The sequence below is a fragment of the Bhargavaea sp. GQ12 genome (assembly GCF_059758705.1).
The window spans coordinates 31,496-47,463 of the sequence record NZ_JCAXEU010000020.1 but is presented as its reverse complement, the minus strand read 5'-3'; the positions used below and the strand labels follow the sequence as shown (position 1 = coordinate 47,463).

Here is a 15,968-nt window from a genome sequence, read left to right as displayed (position 1 = left end):
TCCTTGGGACAACGCCTGCATCGAGTCCTTTCACGCTACTTTAAAGAAAGAATTGATCTACCGTCTGGGCAGAGTGAACCGGGAAGAAGCGGAAAGAGCAGTCCGTAATTACATCGATCATTTCTATAACACGGCACGGATCCATTCGTCGCTGGGCTATCTTTCCCCGGTGGAATTTGAGCTGCAAAAAATCCGGGAAGACCTATCTGCTTGAGCATTCAAGTTATCTTCAACAGGGCTGTGTGGTCGAATGATTCCAAATGGAATCGTTCGACCACATTGCCGCACCAAGCGAAGCGCGGTAGGGGTTTAGACCTCCTATCTACCTAAGAATTACGTGTCCGTTTTCTTGACATAAGTCCATAATTGGTTGAATGACGAAACCGGACGGCCGAATGACGAAACTTCAAGAGTGAATGACGAAACCGCAACAGGCAGGCACATGCCGTGCCCCGAAATCATTAATAAGTTTCATTGCAAAAGCCGTCACCAGATTTCTGGATGACGGCTTTTATCAGCTTCCTTCACTCTGCGGTAAACGTCCACATACTGCACAACAAAAGACCGGCATCCCTGCCGGCCCTTTTCCTCTTATACTTCTACTTGCACACCGTGCCCGCCGGCTTTCGCTTTCCGGTAAACTCCCTGGGCCACTGCCAGGTCGTAATAAGCGGCGCCTACACATTTGAAGAAAGTAATTTCTTCTACCCCCTCGCGGCCGGCTGCTTCACCGGTCACCAGGTGCACCAGTTCACCGTGCAGGTCATCAAATGACCAGGCTCCAGAACGGTCGGCATGGATCAGTTCCCCTGCCTCCTCCCGCACACCGTGCAGATCATCGGCGATGATTTTCGAGCAGCGGCGGATGAATGTCTCGTCCACTTCCTGCATATGCGGCTGATAGGACCCGACCCCGTTTACATGCGTGCCGGGAATAATCGCTTCCCCGTCAAACACCGGCGTCTCGGAGCGCGTCGCACAGTTGATGATGTCCGCACGCTTTACCGCCTCATTGACGTCTACAACAATTTCGACCGTCACATCCTCAGGAATTCTTCCTTCCCTCCGGAGACGCTCGCCGAATGCTTCCGCCTTAGATCGGGTTGGATTGACGAGAAGGATCTCCCGGATTGCCCGTACGGCCAGCACACCGAGCACCTGCTCGTAAGCCATTCCGCCGGTCCCGATCACACAAAGGACCGACGCCTCTTGCCTGGCGAGGCGGTCTGTCGCCAGACCACTCATCGCCCCGGTCCGCAGCCGTGTGAGGTACGACGCATTCAGCGTCGCCAAATGTCTGCCGTCCGTGGCATCGGTCACGAGGACGACGCCCTGTGTGGTCGGCAGTCCGTTCGCTTTCGGATTCTCCGGAAAGATCGAGACGGTCTTGCTCGCCGCTATCCCTTCCGAAAGATCCGCGCATGGCATGTAGAGGACTGAAGCGCTCCGCTCCGGGAACCCGATAACCGTTCGGAGCGGGTTGTCGATTTTTCCATCGGCAAGCGACTTGAGCGTCGCTTCCACATCAGGGATCGCATCGTCCATCCCGTACATGCCCATAATCTGCTGTTCATTCATGATGATCATTTCAATTCCACCTTTTGTGGCAGCCGAATCAGACAAGCTGCTTTTCTATGATGTTCGCCTTGCCTTGAGCTTCAGATGCTTGCTCATCCAGCAGCTGGTTGCTCCGGTCACGCACGGCCCAGATGGCGACAAGTGAAACAACTGCTGTAAAGATGATGTAGAGTGCGACCGGCACGTAGGAGTTGTTGAACTGCATCAGAAGTGCTGTCGCGATCAGCGGAGCCGTGCCCCCGGCCACCGCTGCACCGATCTGATAACCGAGCGTGATGCCCGTGTACCGCACTTCCGCGGAGAAGATTTCCGAGAACATTGTTCCGAGCACGGCCGTGATCGGCGCCCAAATGATGCCGAGCCCGATGATGGTCGCGAGGAACATCATGATGTTGGACCCTTCATGAAGCATCCAGAAGTACGGGAAGGCAAACAGGATCATGCCAACCGCTCCCCAGATATACAGCGGCTTGCGTCCGACCTTGTCGGACAGCTTGCCCATAATAGGAATGAGGATCGTCGTGATGATCGTCGCGACCATGACCGCATTCAGCACTTCACTGTTCGTATGGCCGACATTGCTTGTGGCATACGATACGACGAATGTCCCGAAGATGTAGAACGGCGCCGTCTCTACGACTTTTGCTCCGACCGCGATCAGTACTTCACGCCAATGGTGCTTGAGTGTGTGGACAAGCGGCACTTTCGGTGCCGAACCTTCCGCCTGTACCTTTTTGAACGACGGCGTCTCCTCGATCCCCTTGCGGATCCAAAGTCCGAAGATGACGAGCAGCGCACTCAGAAGGAATGGCACGCGCCAGCCCCAGCTCATGAACGCGTCTTCCGGCAGCAACGTCATGACGGACAGCGCCAGAGTCCCGAGAACCATGCCGATCGTGACCCCCATCTGCGGCACGGAACCGAAAAAGCCCCGCTGGTCCTTTGGTGCATATTCCACGGCGAGCAGCATCGCACCGCCCCATTCCCCGCCGATGCCGAGCCCCTGGATCAGGCGCAGCGTGATCAGCAGGATCGGTGCCCAGATACCGATTGCGTAGTACGTCGGCAATAGCCCCATCGCAAATGTCGCGATCCCCATCAGGCTAAGCGTCAGAACGAGCGTTTTTTTCCGTCCTATCCTGTCCCCGATATGGCTGAAGATCACCCCGCCAAGCGGCCGGATAAAGAACGACAGCGCAAATGATGCATACGCCAGAATCAATCCGATCGACGGATCTTCCGCCACAAAGAACATGGTATTAAAGACGAGTGCTGCGACCGTACCATACAGGAAGTAATCGAACCACTCGATGGAGCTTCCGACGAGGCTGGCGATCAGCACGCGCCTCATGTCCTTGTCTTTCATATAACTTCCCCCTAATCCCCATATAAAAGTTGAAGCACCTCTTCAATTGAAGTGACACTTCAATTTATGCTACCATCATAAGTGAGCTTGAAAACGTTGTCAATCTTATTTTTAGATAATTAGGAGAGTTTGGATTGGACCTTACACTTGGCCTGAAAATCAAAAGCATCCGCAAGGAAAAACAGAAGACGCTGAAACAGGTGGCGGAAGAAACCGGCTTTTCCATCAGCTTCCTTTCCCAGCTGGAGCGCGGCAAATCTTCCGCGACGCTGGAATCCCTCAAGAAAATCTCCGTCGCCCTCGGCGTCAGTCCCGGCCACTTCTTCGAAGAGGAAGCCGGCATTCCGGAACAAGATGGATTGGGCATGGCCGAACGCATCGCTGCCTACGGTGTACACTACCGTAATCTTGCGCCCGGCTTCAGCTCGCCTGACTTCATGCCGATGCAGGTCACATTGGAAGCCGGCGAGAACGGCGGCCAGCCTATCACCCATGCCGGCCAGGAATTCGTCTATGTCTTGGAAGGCAAACTTACCGTGGAAGTCGGAGAGTCACTGACCGAACTCACCCCCGGCGGCTCGCTTTTCTATGACGCCGGAGATTCCCATTACTGGTACAACCGGAGTGACGGACGGACTGTGTTTCTCTGCGTCAGCTCTGATACAAAAAAATGAACCTCCGGAGGGCAGTGCGCCCCCGGAGGTTCATTTGTAATCGAGAATCCAAGCTCAAGCTTGTCTGGGTGATTTAAGCTTGGGCAGCTGAATTCCTTCCTCGCCCCTTTTCTGAAAGAAGTTGGCGATTGCAGCGCCAAGGGTAAGGTTGGTTACCATGTTCAATACTGCCGGAACCGCGGAAAGTGCACTGACATGCTCCAGGGCAAGAGTGGCGGCGAGTGCCGTATTGCAGATGCCCACATGAAATAACACAGAACGGGCATGCCGCTCCTTCATCCCAATCAGCCTGGCAATCAGATACCCCCCAACCATCGGCACTGACACTTGAAAAAGCACGACCACCGCTATCAAAGGAATCAAACCGAGGTTTTCACTCAGCACTTGCTGCGCATTTGAAATCACCGAAAGCACGACGATGAACAGCGCCAGTTGAGATAAAAGCGGTGTATATGGCTGTATCTTCTCCACCGCTTTGGTGAATTTCCATTTCAGGAACAACCCTGTGGTCAGAGGCAGCAACACAATCAGAATAATATTAATGAACAACGCCCAGAAGCTCACAGGAATGAATTGCCCCGCAAAGAACTGGGTAAGGACAGGCGTCAGCAGCGGAGCCAGGAAGGTGTCAGTCGTTGCCATGGCAATGCTGAGTGCCACATCCCCTCCTGCAAGAAGGGCAAAGAGATTGGCCGTCGTTCCGCTTGGTACAGTTCCTGCCAGAATCGTACCCGTTGCAAGCTCCGGTTGATCCCTGAAAAAGATGTAGGCGAGACCGACTGAAATGGTGACGGTCATGGTCCATTTGATCATGACGCCGATCAATACGGTTTTGGGTTTCTTGACCGTTTCAACCAAATGAGAAGTGGCCAGGGTCATTCCCATGAAGAGAAAAATGGCTCCCAGACCAACCGATGTCCATTCCCTGATTCCTGAGAATGCCCCAGGAAACACATAAGCAATGATGGCGCAAAATAAGATCCAGAACGGCAGATATTTGGAAATGATCGCTTTTATGTTACTCACATGTTCACTTCCTTCAATAGCGAAGAGCCTGCACTCTCGTCAGCACAGGCTGCATCATCAAGCTCTTTTGTACAGATAGGCCCCGTCTTCCACTTTGTCCAATTCCACTTTGTCACCGATCTCAATGTTTTCGGTCATTCTGGCAGTTACCTTTGCGCTGGTCCCGTCCAGCTGGACCAGTGCCACATAATAGGGTGCCAGATGGGCAAATTCAGACGGGGGCACATGGATCTTTGTAAAGCTGTAAATGCTCCCCTTATCCTCGACTTCCCGCTCGGAAATTCCGTCTGTCCCGCATGACGGGCAGTAAACTCTCTTTACTACGGTCTCGTGTCCACAGCAAGAATAGACTTTCAGTTTCTTCACACCCTTTCCAGAATATGAACGGCAGAATACGAACCGGTACCGCCCAGGTTTTGTGCGAGTGCGATTCGCGCGCCTTCCACCTGGTTGGCCGCGTCACCACGCAACTGCCTGACGAGCTGATAGATCTGCGCAACTCCGGTGGCGCCGATCGGATGGCCCCTTGAAAGAAGGCCGCCGCTCGTATTGACCGGCTTTTCCCCATTCGCCTTGGTGAGGCCTTTCTCCACAGCCTTCCAGCCTTCCAGCCGCGGGAAAAAGCCGAGTTCTTCGATTGCGATCATTTCGGTCATCGAGAAGCAGTCATGAATTTCCACCACATCGATATCTTCCGGACCGAGGCCTGCTTTTTCATATGCCCGGCGGCCCGATTCCCCGATTGCCGGAATCGACAGCAGGTCGTTTGCATCCTGCATCTGTGTCGGACCGGAAACCAGTGAGGAAGCTTTGATGTGAATGCCGCTCGGCTTCCTGGAGATGACAAGAGCCGCAGCACCGTCTGTCATGGGCGAGCAATCAAACAGCCCCAGCGGCTCCGTGATCATCCGGGCGTTCATGATCTCTTCCAGACTGGTTGCTTTGGAGAATTGCGCAAGTGGATTATTCATCGCATTTTCCCGGTTCTTCAGCGCCACCATGGCCAGATGTTCCTTGGTTGCTCCAGTTTCATGGAAGTAGCGGTTGGCCAGCACTCCGAAAAATCCCGGGAACGTAAGGCCGGCACTTTTTTCACTGGAATCCGTATCCATTGCCGCATTGATGGCTTGTGTAACCTCTGCAGTCTTGGCATGCTTCATCTTCTCCACACCCGCGACGAGGACCGTGTCATGCTCACCGCTCATCACAGCAAGTACAGCCTGCCGGAGCGCGATACCGCCCGAGGCGCAGGCCCCTTCTACTTTCGCAGTCGGCACAAAACCTAGCCCGAGGTCATTTGCCACAATCGCCCCGAGAATTTCCTGGTTGGACATGCTCCCCGCAAGGAAATTGCCCACGAAGACGGCATCCACTTTGGGACGGCCGGCATCTTCCAAAGCCTGCCGGCTGGCATCCAGCAACAGATCTTTCAGTGTCCGGTCTTCGTGTGTGCCAAATTTGGTCATTCCAATTCCGTGAATATATGTGTTTGTCGTCATGACTTAACCCCCGCATGCATGGCCTTCAGCTCTCGCTTAAGTATTTTGCCGTATGAACTCTTCGGCAGAGCGTCCACAATATGAATTTCCTTCGGCTTCTTGAAGCTTGCCAAATGTTCTTTACAGAGCGCTGCCAAATCGTCTTCCACTACCTCGCGTCGTCCGTTGGGCACAACATAAGCGACGACATTTTCTCCCCATTTCTCATCTTCCACGCCGATTACACAAGTTTCCTTCACCCCGTCATGCTTATTCAGGACTTCTTCCACCTCTCGAGGGTAGATGTTGACCCCGCCGGAAATGATGACATCCTTTTTCCGGTCAACGATGTGGAGATAGCCTTGCTCATCACGCCATCCGAGATCCCCTGTATGCAGCCATCCATCCTTGAGCGTTTCTTCGGTGGCCTTTTCGTTGTTCCAGTAGCCCTGCATAACGAGAGACCCTTTACAGACAATCTCTCCAACTTCGCCGTTTTTCACTTTTTCACCGGCTTCATCCACTATTTTCATGTCTACGAACGGTCCGATCCGCCCGCACGATGCCAGCCGCTTCGGCAGCTCGTTCCGCGGCATCATCGTAATGCACATCGGTGCTTCAACCTGCCCATACGTCTCCACGAAAATGGTGCCCGCCTTGTCCAGGGCATCCTGAAGCTTTGCAGCGGCGATCGGAGAACCTGCCATGTTGATGGACTTCACATGGCGCAGCTTTTCTGCATCAAACGAAGGATCCTGGATCATCAGGTTAACGATGGTCGGCACCATGAAGATAATGCTGACCTTATCCGCAGCAAGCCGGTCCAGAAAATGCTCTGCCTCAAACTTGTCGTAGACAACCTGAGTCAGACCATATAGCCATGAAACGTGGCTTAAAAAATTGCTTCCGTGCGTAAGAGGTGCAACATGGCCGACAATATCGTCATAGTCAACTTCACATACCTGTGCAAGTGACAATGCCCCCGCAATCATATTCCGGTGGCTCAGCATGACGCCCTTCGGGTTTCCGGTCGTGCCGGATGTATACATAATCGCAAACAGGTCGTCCTCATCAACCTCTTCAATGAAAGAAGCCCCCATGTGATCACTGATTGCCTGTTCGTAAGGCTCGCCTACCGGAAGAAGAGGGAGGTCATCGCTTAGCGTTTCAAGCAGTTCAGGTTCGCCGATTACAAGGGACACACCCGCATCACGGACCTGGTAGTCCAATTCTTTTGGATGCAGCCGGTAATTCAGCGGCACCTTCACAATTCCCCCGTGCGCAAGCGCCACATCCAGCTCAATATGTTCCATCCTGTTTTTCATGAGAACAGCCACACGGTCCCCTTTTACAATCCCGCGTTTGTTCAGATAATGGGAAAGCGCAAGCGTCCGGGATTTAAGTTCGCCATACGTGATGGACCTGTCCCGGTCTTTCACCGCGACTTTATCCGGATTGGCTTCCGCTGCCTTTACTGCCAATTTGCTGAGTGTTTCCATCTCACGCACCGCCTTTCGAAAATTGGAAAATAGGTACGCCATAGGCTTCGTCTTTCCCGCGGGTGAGTTCCACTTCACTGATCGGGAAAAGGACGAATTCGATTGTAATGGCGACTGGGTTCTCCCCGTCTAGAAAATGTCCGCCGCTCACTTTGCCGTCACTATCCACGAAGACTCCGTGCATATGGACATCTTGCTTGCCTGCTCTGTCCACCCCCACAAATCCGCTTGCGGAAAGCAGTTCCACAGGAGAGTCGGAGACCTTGCGTTCGGAATATCGAATCCCAGCCGCAGACTTTTCATCTTTGACCACCTGATAAAAAGCCGCTTGCGTCAGTGAACCGATGCACTGGAAGTGACCTCCCCTGATGTCAAATTCACTGCACACTGCCTTGACGCCGCCAAACAAGTCACAATCCTTTTTAAGGCGGCCGATGACCCGGTTCGTCTGCTCATCGTAGAAAGCCTGAAAAAGGTGATTATCCAATGCTGTAGCCTCCATCCACCTTGAGAACCTGGGATGTGGTGTATCCGGCATTTTTCGAAGCAAAGTAAAGCACTGCATCCGCAATATCATCCGGTGTGCCCATCCGGTCGATCACCTGGCCGGACGTATCATATTTCACTCCTGCCGTGATGGCTGTTGCCGTAGCGCCCGGTGCCACCGAATTCACAGTAATGCCGTACTTTCCTACTTCCTTTGCGACCCACTTGGTGAGGGCGATAACGCCTCCTTTTGAAGCGGAGTATGCAGGGCCGGAGCGGCCATTTTTCTCACCGCCCGAGACAACTCCCCCGTTCATCCCGGAAATGGAGCTGATATTGATGATCCGCCCATATCCGGCTTCTTTCATATGCGGGTAGATAACAGCCTGCATAAAGAGGAAGGTGGCCTTCAGGTTTGTGTCCAGATCGCGGTACCACATGTCTTCCGTCATATCTTCCAGATCCAGACGGCTGGCGGTTCCCGCGTTGTTCACGAGAATCTGGACTTCTCCAAAGCGCTCGATGGTCCGATCCACCGTCGCGCGGACAAATTCTTTGTTTCGGATATCTCCGAGGCACTCCAGGTAATCAGCTTCCCCCAACTGGCTGATTGTCTGCTGGCAAGGATTCAGGTCAACCAGAACAACCTTTGCCCCCTGTTGCGCGAGTTGGATCGCCACCGCCTGCCCGATTCCGCTTGCAGCCCCTGTAACGATGGCAACTTCTTTTGAAAATTTCATGTCCCCTACCCCCAAGTTGTTATTTAACGTTCAGCAGATCCGGAAGGAATGTTGAAATAGCCGGAATGTACGTGATCATGAGCAAGACGATGATGCCTGCGACTATAAACGGCAATGCCGCTTTGGAAATATCGACAATGCTCGATTTTGAAATGCTCGCTGCAACGAACAAGTTCAATCCTACCGGAGGAGTGAACAAGCCGATGGCAAGGTTGACCGTCATGAAGACGCCAAATACGGTAGGATCGACTTCAAGTGCAATCATGACAGGAAGAAGGATCGGCACAAAAATGTAGTAAGCCGAAATCGCATCAATGAATGCACCGGCAATCAGCAGGAGGACGTTGATCAGCAAGAGGATAATGATAGGGTTGCTTGACGCTTCCAGGAGTGCTGTCGAGATGTCCCTGGCAATCTGCTCAGTGGTGATGATGTAGGCAAACGCCGAAGCCGCACTGACGATGATCATAATCACAGCTGTCTGCAGCGCCGCATCGACAAAAATCCGATACATCCCTCTGAGAAGATTCCCCCTTAATACAAACGCCCCCACGACCAGTCCGTAGACCACGGCAATAACTGCGGCCTCTGTAGGAGTGAAAAACCCTCCGTAGATTCCTCCCAGGATAATGACCGGAATGAAAAGACCCGGCAATGCTTTGACAAAAGCATCCCATTTTTCTTTACCGGTCGCTTTCCGGACCGCCCCTTCATCAGCATGGAAAATTCCTTTTTTCTCTTCACGCCAACGTACATATAAAGCCGCTAAGATGAACGCTGTCCCGATCAGCAATCCCGGGATGACACCAGCCAAAAACATCCGGTTGATCGTGACCGGAATCTGGTCACCCGCTACGACCGCAAAAACGATGAATGCGATTGATGGCGGAATAATGATGCCGATCGCACCTGAACTCGCAAGAAGCGCACCCGCCGTTTCTTTCCGATAGCCGCTTTTCACCATTGCTGGAATCAGAATGCCGCCGATTGCCGCCACGGTCGCCGGGCCCGAACCTGAGATTGCCGCAAAGAAGATGGCCACAAGGACTGTAACGAACACGATTCCGCCCCTGACATGGCCGACCATGGCTTGCGCAAAATCAATCAGTCGTTTTGAAATCCCGACGTGCTCCATGATCACGCCTGCCAGAATAAAGAACGGAATGGCCAAAAGCGTGAACTTCGCCACACTTGTATACATGATGTCCGTGATCGCTTCAAGGCCGAACGCCCCATTATTGGAAACGAGGACGATCAATGAAGAGATACCGAGGGAGACCGCAATCGGAACCCTCAAGAAAACAAGAAGGAAAAATACACCGAACAATAAGAGCGCAGTCATTGCATTTCCCCCTTCCTGCTTTTCTCAAGGTCGGCCGGATCCGTTCCGTCCAACTTCCATTCAATCAGGCACACCTGAACAGTGCGGATGATACAAAGCAGGGATCCAAAAGGCAGTGCCATTGTCAGGATCCATTGCGGCATACCAAGGGCCGGCGTTTTTTGTCCCATATCTATCTGGAACATCACTGTCTGGATTCCGTACCAGAACAGCACGCCAAACAGCACCAGTCCAGCAATCGTGGAAATGGCAATCATGATTCTCTTAACGCTTGCTCCACCAATGTCATACAAAAGGGTAAAGCCGAGGTGCGCAAATTTGCGCACCCCCATGGCTGTCCCTACAAAGGTAAGCAGAACAAACAAATTAATGGTCAATTCCTCTGTGAAAGAAAATGAGAATTCCGCGAAGTTGCGGGCGATGATGTTGGCAAATGCGATGACCGTCATGGCGAGCATGGCAATTGCGATGATGAACTCTTCCACATGATCTAGGACCTTCATTTGGTTCTCCCCTTATCGTTCCTGGAATGCTTTCAGCAGGTCCGCTCCCCAGATATCTTCATACTTTTCATAGACAGGCTGGACAGTTTCACGGAATGCTGCAATTTCTTCTTCAGTCGGTTCATAGAGTTTCATGCCTGCAGCTTTGAGTTCTTCAATCTGCTCAGCTTCGCGTTCACGTGCGATTTTCACCTGGTATTCAGCCGCTTCCTTGCCGAGACGGTCAAAGAGTTCCTGGTCTTCCTCGCTCATGGAATCATAGAGCTTTTTGTTGATGCCAAGAACAAGCGGATCATATGAGTAGTTCCACATTGTCATGTAGTCCTGAACTTCATTGAGTTTCGAGGAGTAGATGACATCAACAGGGTTTTCCTGGCCGTCGATCGTGCCCTGCTGAAGTGATGTAAAGACTTCGGAGAAGGTCATCGTGACAGGATCTGTCCCCAGTTCCCTGAACAGGTCTGTATACATCGTGATGCCAGGAATCCGGAGCTTCATGCCGCTGAGATCTTCTGGCCCTTTAACTTCTTTTACGCTATTTGTCAGCTGCCGGAATCCGTTCTCGCCATATCCGAGTGCATGAACCCCTTTTTCCGCAAGAATGTCTTTCAGCATTTCTCCGCCTTCACCGTCAAACACTTGGTCCACTTCATCCAGCGTGCTGAAGAGGAACGGTGCCGAGGCCACACCAAAACGATCATCCAGAATGGAATAAATGATAGTGGAGTTAAAGGTCAGATCGATGGTTCCCTTTGAAAGACCTTCTACCGCTTTCCCGGAATCACCGCCCGAAAGCTGTTCATTTGCGAAAAGCTCAATATTGATGCGGCCGTCTGTTTCTTCCGCCAGGTCGTTTTTCAGTTTCTCGGCAGCTTCATACCAAGTCGAGCTGTCTGCGACTGTGACGGACATTTTCAGGTCATAGTTTTTCGCTTCTCCTCCGGCACTTGCTTCATCTTCCGATGATGCTCCGCCCCCACATGCTCCGAGTAAGAGCATGGCAGACAAGCCGATCATGCCGAATACCGATCTCTTCGTTTTTTTCAAATCATTTCGCCCCTTTAATTGTTTTTCATGGATTCATAGAGGAAATCCACAATGTGCACCGCTTCCATCTGTCCGGACAACCCTTCGCGTTCGATCCCCACTTTCATCTGCAGCAGACAACCCGGATTTGAAGTTACGATCACGGATGGCCCGACCTGTTTCACCCCTTTCATTTTCTCCGCCAGAATCTTCGCAGACATTTCCGGTTGCAAGAGATTATATATACCAGCGGACCCGCAGCAGCCGGCCGCATTCGGCATCTCGATAAAGGTGAATCCGGGAGCGGATCCGATCAATGTCCTTGGAGCTTCCCAAACGCCATTCACATTTCTGAGATGGCAGGAATCCTGGTAGGTGACGACCGCCTGGGCTACTTTGCTGATAGCCTGCAATTGCCTGTCAAAGCCCGCTTTCATCAAGAGAGTAGAGATGTCGACAATCTTGCCGGAAAAAGCTCTCGCCTCGTCAGTGTCCAGCAACTTCCCGTATTCACTGAGAAAGGCCCCGCAGCCCCCTGCGTTCTGGACGATAAAATCATAGTCCTGGTGATTAAATGCCAGAATGTTCTTTTCTGCATTTCTCTTGGCTTTCGGGATTTCTCCGCTGTGTCCGTGAAGAGCGCCGCAGCATTGCTGATTGGCGGGGATGTCCACTTCGTAACCTGCCATTTCAAGCAGTTCGATGGTTCGGCTGTTGGTTTCCTGAAACATCGTGTCCATCAGACACCCGGTAAAGAAAGCGACCTTGTAAGTCTGATTTGGCTGGGCCTGTTTTGGCTTCTGCCTGATCGGCGGCAAGACCCGCTCCATCTCACTCATCTGCTTGGGCAAGAGCTTCATCACGCCGGATGCACGGGCGACTTTTTGGATCCCCGTCGCCTGGTAGAGCCGGATCAGTCCCACAGTGCGCTTCATCTTTTTCTGGTCGGCGAACAATCCGTCAAACACGATTTTCCGGACGACTTGTTCTTTTAATCCGGGCTGTTTGGCATCGAGCACCGCATGGCGTGCTTCCTCAAGCAACGTGCCGTATTGGACACCTGCCGGACAGGCAGGCTCACAGGCTCGGCAGCCGAGGCAGACATCAAGCGAATCTTCAATGCTGCCATCCCAGAGGACCTGTCCGTCCCTGAGGGCTTTCATGAGAGAAATCCTTCCCCGGGGGGAATGGGCCTCATCCTGTCCGGTCATGACATAGGTGGGACATGCCGGCAGACAAAAACCGCACCTCATGCAATCTGTCAGCAACTCCTCGCTGACATGTTCAACAAAGCTTTCTTTCATCTTTTCCTGAAGAGGACTAACCATGGGCCACCACCACCCTCGGTTTGTTTGCCTTCGCAAACATTTTGCCGGGATTACAGATATTCAGAGGGTCGATCGCCTGTTTGATCGTTTTCATCAATTCAATTCCCTCATCGCCAATCTTCCATTGAAGATAAGGCGACTTCATCTCCCCGACGCCATGCTCTCCGGTGATCGTGCCGCCCAAGTCAATGGCGGCTTCAAATATCTCAGCGAATGCACGTTCCACACGGACCATTTCCTCATTGTCCCGGATGTCAGTCAGGCAGGTCGGATGCAGATTTCCGTCTCCTGCATGTCCGAACGTATGGATCTCAACCTGATTCCGCTCGGCGATCTCCCTGATTTTCCGGACCATATTCGCAATCTCAGATCTGGGGACGGTAGCATCCTCCAAAATAGTCGTGGGCCGCTTTCTAGCCAGTGCGGAAAGCGCAGCCCGACGCCCGGCCTTTAGCAGTCCCGCTTCTTCTTCCGTTTCTGCCACTGCTGTCATGACTGCACCGTTTCTGACCGAAATGTCGATCATCGCTGCAAGGTCCCGTTCCACCTGCCCGGCTTCCCCGTCCTGTTCAATCAGCAGCATCGCCTCCGCATCTTGCGGAAGACCAAGATTCATGAACCGCTCTACGGCGTCCATCGTCCCGCGGTCCATAAACTCCAAAGTGGCAGGAATGATACGCTTCGAGATAATTTCGGAGACAGTGGCAGCCGCTTCCTCGAGAGATTGGAAATAAGCGATTCCGGTCCTTTGATGTTCAGGTTTCGGGATGAGTTTCAGGAGGATTTCTGTAACCACTCCAAGCGTCCCTTCAGCGCCGACCAAAAGTGCCTTCAGGTCGTAACCTGCCACGTCTTTGGCCAGTTTTCCTCCGGTCTTGATGACTTGCCCGTTTGGCAATACAGCAGTCAGGCCAAGGACATAATCTTTGGTGACACCATATTTCAGGCCCCTGAGCCCACCGGAATTCTCGCTGACATTGCCGCCGATTGTCGAGATCTTCATGCTGCTCGGATCAGGAGGATAGAACAGTCCCCGCTCTTCCACAAAATTGCATAGATCCAGGGTAAGGACGCCGGGCTGCAGCCGGATACACAAATTATCTTGATCGAATTCCAATATTTGGTTCATCCGATTAAATAGCAGAACGACCCCGCCGCTTGTTGGCGCTGTTCCTGCAGCCAGGTTTGTACCGGAACCTCTGGGAACCAGGGGGATTTGATGCTCCCGGCAAATCTCCATGATTTGTCGGATGTCCTCGGTTGAACCCGGTGAAACGACGGCATCGGGCATCGCCTGAAACCCTGCGGTCGCATCGTAGCTATAGGACAGGAGATGGGCAGATGACGTCCTGACATGTTCACTGCCGACAACATTCTTTATTGATTCGATCCATTCCATGCCGCCTTGAGCCTCCTTTCTGTAAAGGGCTTTCAACAATGGTATAAAATATTCTGAACATTTAATACGTCCAAAAAGCTAACATTTCCGAAAAGAAAGAATGAATATTTGTCCTATAACACAAAAATGACCCTCCCTTGAGTCGGGAAGGTCATTTAGTATTGACGATACAAACTGTATGCGATATATAATTCTGTCAGTTGCTCTTTATTCTGCAGATGTATGCCCAGCTGATTTTCTATCTTCGTCAGCCGGTACTTTAATGTGTTTTTGTGGATAAACAGGAGATCTGCCAACTCCTGAAGACTGCCCTCATTAAATAAATAGGTCTCCAACGTTTCCAGCAGTTCTTCATCCTCTGTGATTGGAGCAAGTGTCCGCTGAACGAACTTCCTGCCTACGTCTTCCGGCAGCTCCTGGAAAAGAAGTTCCAGCTTCAGGTCCTCTTCGAAGATGATCCTCTTTTGACGGGCTGATACAGCGAGGGCAATCTTGGCTTGCTTGTACGACCGTTTCAGACTTCCCGCCTGGCCCACACCGATCGGCTGGAATTCATTCATTACCTTATTTGCACGTGCTTCTATTTGCTCCAGCCCGTTCCTCAAGGATTGACGATCGACGTCCGGGATCAGGAAGATCAGCTCTCCAATGCCGGAACGCACCACTTCAAGGTGTTGGTGGATCGTCTGAAAGCTTTTCATTCTTTCAACCAGCCCGTCATCCAAATATTTGGTGGCCTGAAACACAGCAACGCTCGTGTAATTCTGAATAGGAAAGCTGAGAAGTTCTGCTTGCCTGATTGCTTTTTCCTGATCAATCTCACCGTTGAGATAGTCAGAGATAAAGTATTCCAGCTCCCGCACGCTCCGTTCCCGCTGCTGTCTGGACATAAAGTCCGCCACGAACAGCTCCACAACTTTCCTTACAAGCTTTCCATATTTTTCTACCGTATAAGGGGGGCCTGTGATACCGATGACTCCGATTGACTGATCCTGAATGATGATGGGCAAGACGATCCCGGGCAAGACCCCTTTTAATTCGCGGCTCAGTTCCTCAGTCATCTGAATCTGTTTCTTTTCCCGGATTGCCATGGCTGCCCCTTCATGATAATTATTGAGGCGTTCGGGATTGGTGCTGGCAATGATAAACCCATTCCGGTCTGTTACTAGAATACTTTGTTCAACCAGCGAGGATATTTCATCGACAATTTGGCTTCCGATCACCTGCAGATCGAACATGCTCCTCCCCCTAATCTCTTTTGTATATATCAAATCATACGTGTATTAATAAATTGATACAATAGTATGACAAATAAAATCCGGCACGGTATTAAATCCCTATTTTTCCATGTTTGTATGGAATGAGTGATAGGTATTGGTCCATATCAAAATAAAGCGGGAGAGGCTGAGTGATTCAGCTTCCCCCGCTTTTTCAGCAAGCTTATTCCAAATAAATTGTACGATTAGCATTCGTATGCATGGCGTGATCATCGGTTCCCAGCAGCCCGGCGCCGTATGGGCAAT

Annotated in this window: 16 protein-coding genes; 2 read left to right on the top strand and 14 right to left on the bottom strand. The window is 51.9% G+C overall.

Annotated elements, in window-relative coordinates; translation table 11 throughout:
- The coding region (locus AC6CHQ_RS14400) for an integrase core domain-containing protein (protein ID WP_498081906.1) at positions 1 to 214 on the top strand (214 nt) is incomplete at its 5' end.
- A 377-nt stretch (positions 215 to 591) separates the two neighbouring features.
- Here AC6CHQ_RS14400 and AC6CHQ_RS14395 read toward each other — a convergent pair.
- Together AC6CHQ_RS14395 and AC6CHQ_RS14390 are read right to left on the bottom strand one after the other, a co-directional pair.
- Positions 592 to 1,587 (bottom strand): ornithine cyclodeaminase family protein, encoded by a 996-nt coding sequence (locus AC6CHQ_RS14395; RefSeq protein WP_498081905.1) that lies wholly within the window; start codon positions 1,585 to 1,587, stop codon positions 592 to 594.
- A 28-nt stretch (positions 1,588 to 1,615) separates the two neighbouring features.
- On the bottom strand, positions 1,616 to 2,944 hold the full coding sequence (locus AC6CHQ_RS14390) for an MFS transporter (RefSeq protein ID WP_498081904.1): 1,329 nt from the start codon (positions 2,942 to 2,944) through the stop codon (positions 1,616 to 1,618).
- 134 nt (positions 2,945 to 3,078) lie between these two features.
- Between AC6CHQ_RS14390 and AC6CHQ_RS14385 the strand changes: the two genes are divergently transcribed.
- Positions 3,079 to 3,618 carry a helix-turn-helix domain-containing protein gene (locus tag AC6CHQ_RS14385; protein ID WP_092049672.1) on the top strand — a complete coding sequence of 180 codons (540 nt, stop codon included), beginning with the start codon at positions 3,079 to 3,081 and terminating at the stop codon, positions 3,616 to 3,618.
- A 54-nt stretch (positions 3,619 to 3,672) separates the two neighbouring features.
- Here the strand turns inward: AC6CHQ_RS14385 and AC6CHQ_RS14380 are convergent, their stop codons facing one another.
- The 12 genes from AC6CHQ_RS14380 to AC6CHQ_RS14325 all read right to left on the bottom strand — a co-directional run bounded on the left by AC6CHQ_RS14380 (position 3,673) and on the right by AC6CHQ_RS14325 (position 15,683).
- Positions 3,673 to 4,644, bottom strand: a complete 972-nt coding sequence (locus AC6CHQ_RS14380) for a bile acid:sodium symporter family protein (protein ID WP_498081903.1) — start codon at positions 4,642 to 4,644, stop codon at positions 3,673 to 3,675.
- A gap of 57 nt (positions 4,645 to 4,701) precedes the next feature.
- Positions 4,702 to 5,010: a Zn-ribbon domain-containing OB-fold protein gene (locus AC6CHQ_RS14375; RefSeq protein ID WP_498081902.1), complete on the bottom strand. Its 309-nt coding sequence runs from the start codon at positions 5,008 to 5,010 to the stop codon at positions 4,702 to 4,704.
- Entirely contained in the window at positions 5,007 to 6,143 is a 1,137-nt protein-coding gene (locus AC6CHQ_RS14370; RefSeq protein ID WP_498081901.1) for a thiolase C-terminal domain-containing protein, read from the bottom strand. The genes AC6CHQ_RS14375 and AC6CHQ_RS14370 overlap by 4 nt, the downstream gene beginning before the upstream one ends.
- On the bottom strand, positions 6,140 to 7,621 hold the full coding sequence (locus AC6CHQ_RS14365) for a class I adenylate-forming enzyme family protein (RefSeq protein ID WP_498081900.1): 1,482 nt from the start codon (positions 7,619 to 7,621) through the stop codon (positions 6,140 to 6,142). Before AC6CHQ_RS14365 ends, AC6CHQ_RS14370 begins: the two co-directional genes overlap by 4 nt.
- 1 nt (position 7,622) lies before the next feature.
- Positions 7,623 to 8,108, bottom strand: a complete 486-nt coding sequence (locus tag AC6CHQ_RS14360; RefSeq protein WP_498081899.1) for a PPC domain-containing DNA-binding protein — start codon at positions 8,106 to 8,108, stop codon at positions 7,623 to 7,625.
- The gene (locus AC6CHQ_RS14355) at positions 8,101 to 8,847 is read right to left on the bottom strand and encodes an SDR family NAD(P)-dependent oxidoreductase (RefSeq protein ID WP_498081898.1); all 747 of its coding nucleotides are present in this window, start codon (positions 8,845 to 8,847) and stop codon (positions 8,101 to 8,103) included. Before AC6CHQ_RS14355 ends, AC6CHQ_RS14360 begins: the two co-directional genes overlap by 8 nt.
- 19 nt (positions 8,848 to 8,866) lie before the next feature.
- Positions 8,867 to 10,189, bottom strand: coding sequence for a TRAP transporter large permease (locus AC6CHQ_RS14350; protein ID WP_498081897.1), 1,323 nt, complete (start codon positions 10,187 to 10,189; stop codon positions 8,867 to 8,869).
- A complete protein-coding gene (locus tag AC6CHQ_RS14345; RefSeq protein ID WP_498081896.1) occupies positions 10,186 to 10,674 on the bottom strand; it encodes a TRAP transporter small permease in 489 nt (162 codons plus the stop codon). Before AC6CHQ_RS14345 ends, AC6CHQ_RS14350 begins: the two co-directional genes overlap by 4 nt.
- A gap of 30 nt (positions 10,675 to 10,704) precedes the next feature.
- On the bottom strand, positions 10,705 to 11,709 hold the full coding sequence (locus tag AC6CHQ_RS14340) for a DctP family TRAP transporter solute-binding subunit (RefSeq protein ID WP_498081908.1): 1,005 nt from the start codon (positions 11,707 to 11,709) through the stop codon (positions 10,705 to 10,707).
- A 44-nt stretch (positions 11,710 to 11,753) separates the two neighbouring features.
- On the bottom strand, positions 11,754 to 13,022 hold the full coding sequence (locus AC6CHQ_RS14335) for a (Fe-S)-binding protein (RefSeq protein ID WP_498081907.1): 1,269 nt from the start codon (positions 13,020 to 13,022) through the stop codon (positions 11,754 to 11,756).
- 16 nt (positions 13,023 to 13,038) lie between these two features.
- Positions 13,039 to 14,445 carry an FAD-linked oxidase C-terminal domain-containing protein gene (locus AC6CHQ_RS14330; RefSeq protein WP_498081895.1) on the bottom strand — a complete coding sequence of 469 codons (1,407 nt, stop codon included), beginning with the start codon at positions 14,443 to 14,445 and terminating at the stop codon, positions 13,039 to 13,041.
- Between the two features lie 155 nt (positions 14,446 to 14,600).
- Positions 14,601 to 15,683, bottom strand: a complete 1,083-nt coding sequence (locus tag AC6CHQ_RS14325) for a CdaR family transcriptional regulator (protein WP_498081894.1) — start codon at positions 15,681 to 15,683, stop codon at positions 14,601 to 14,603.
- Between the last annotated feature and the right edge of the window lie 285 nt (positions 15,684 to 15,968).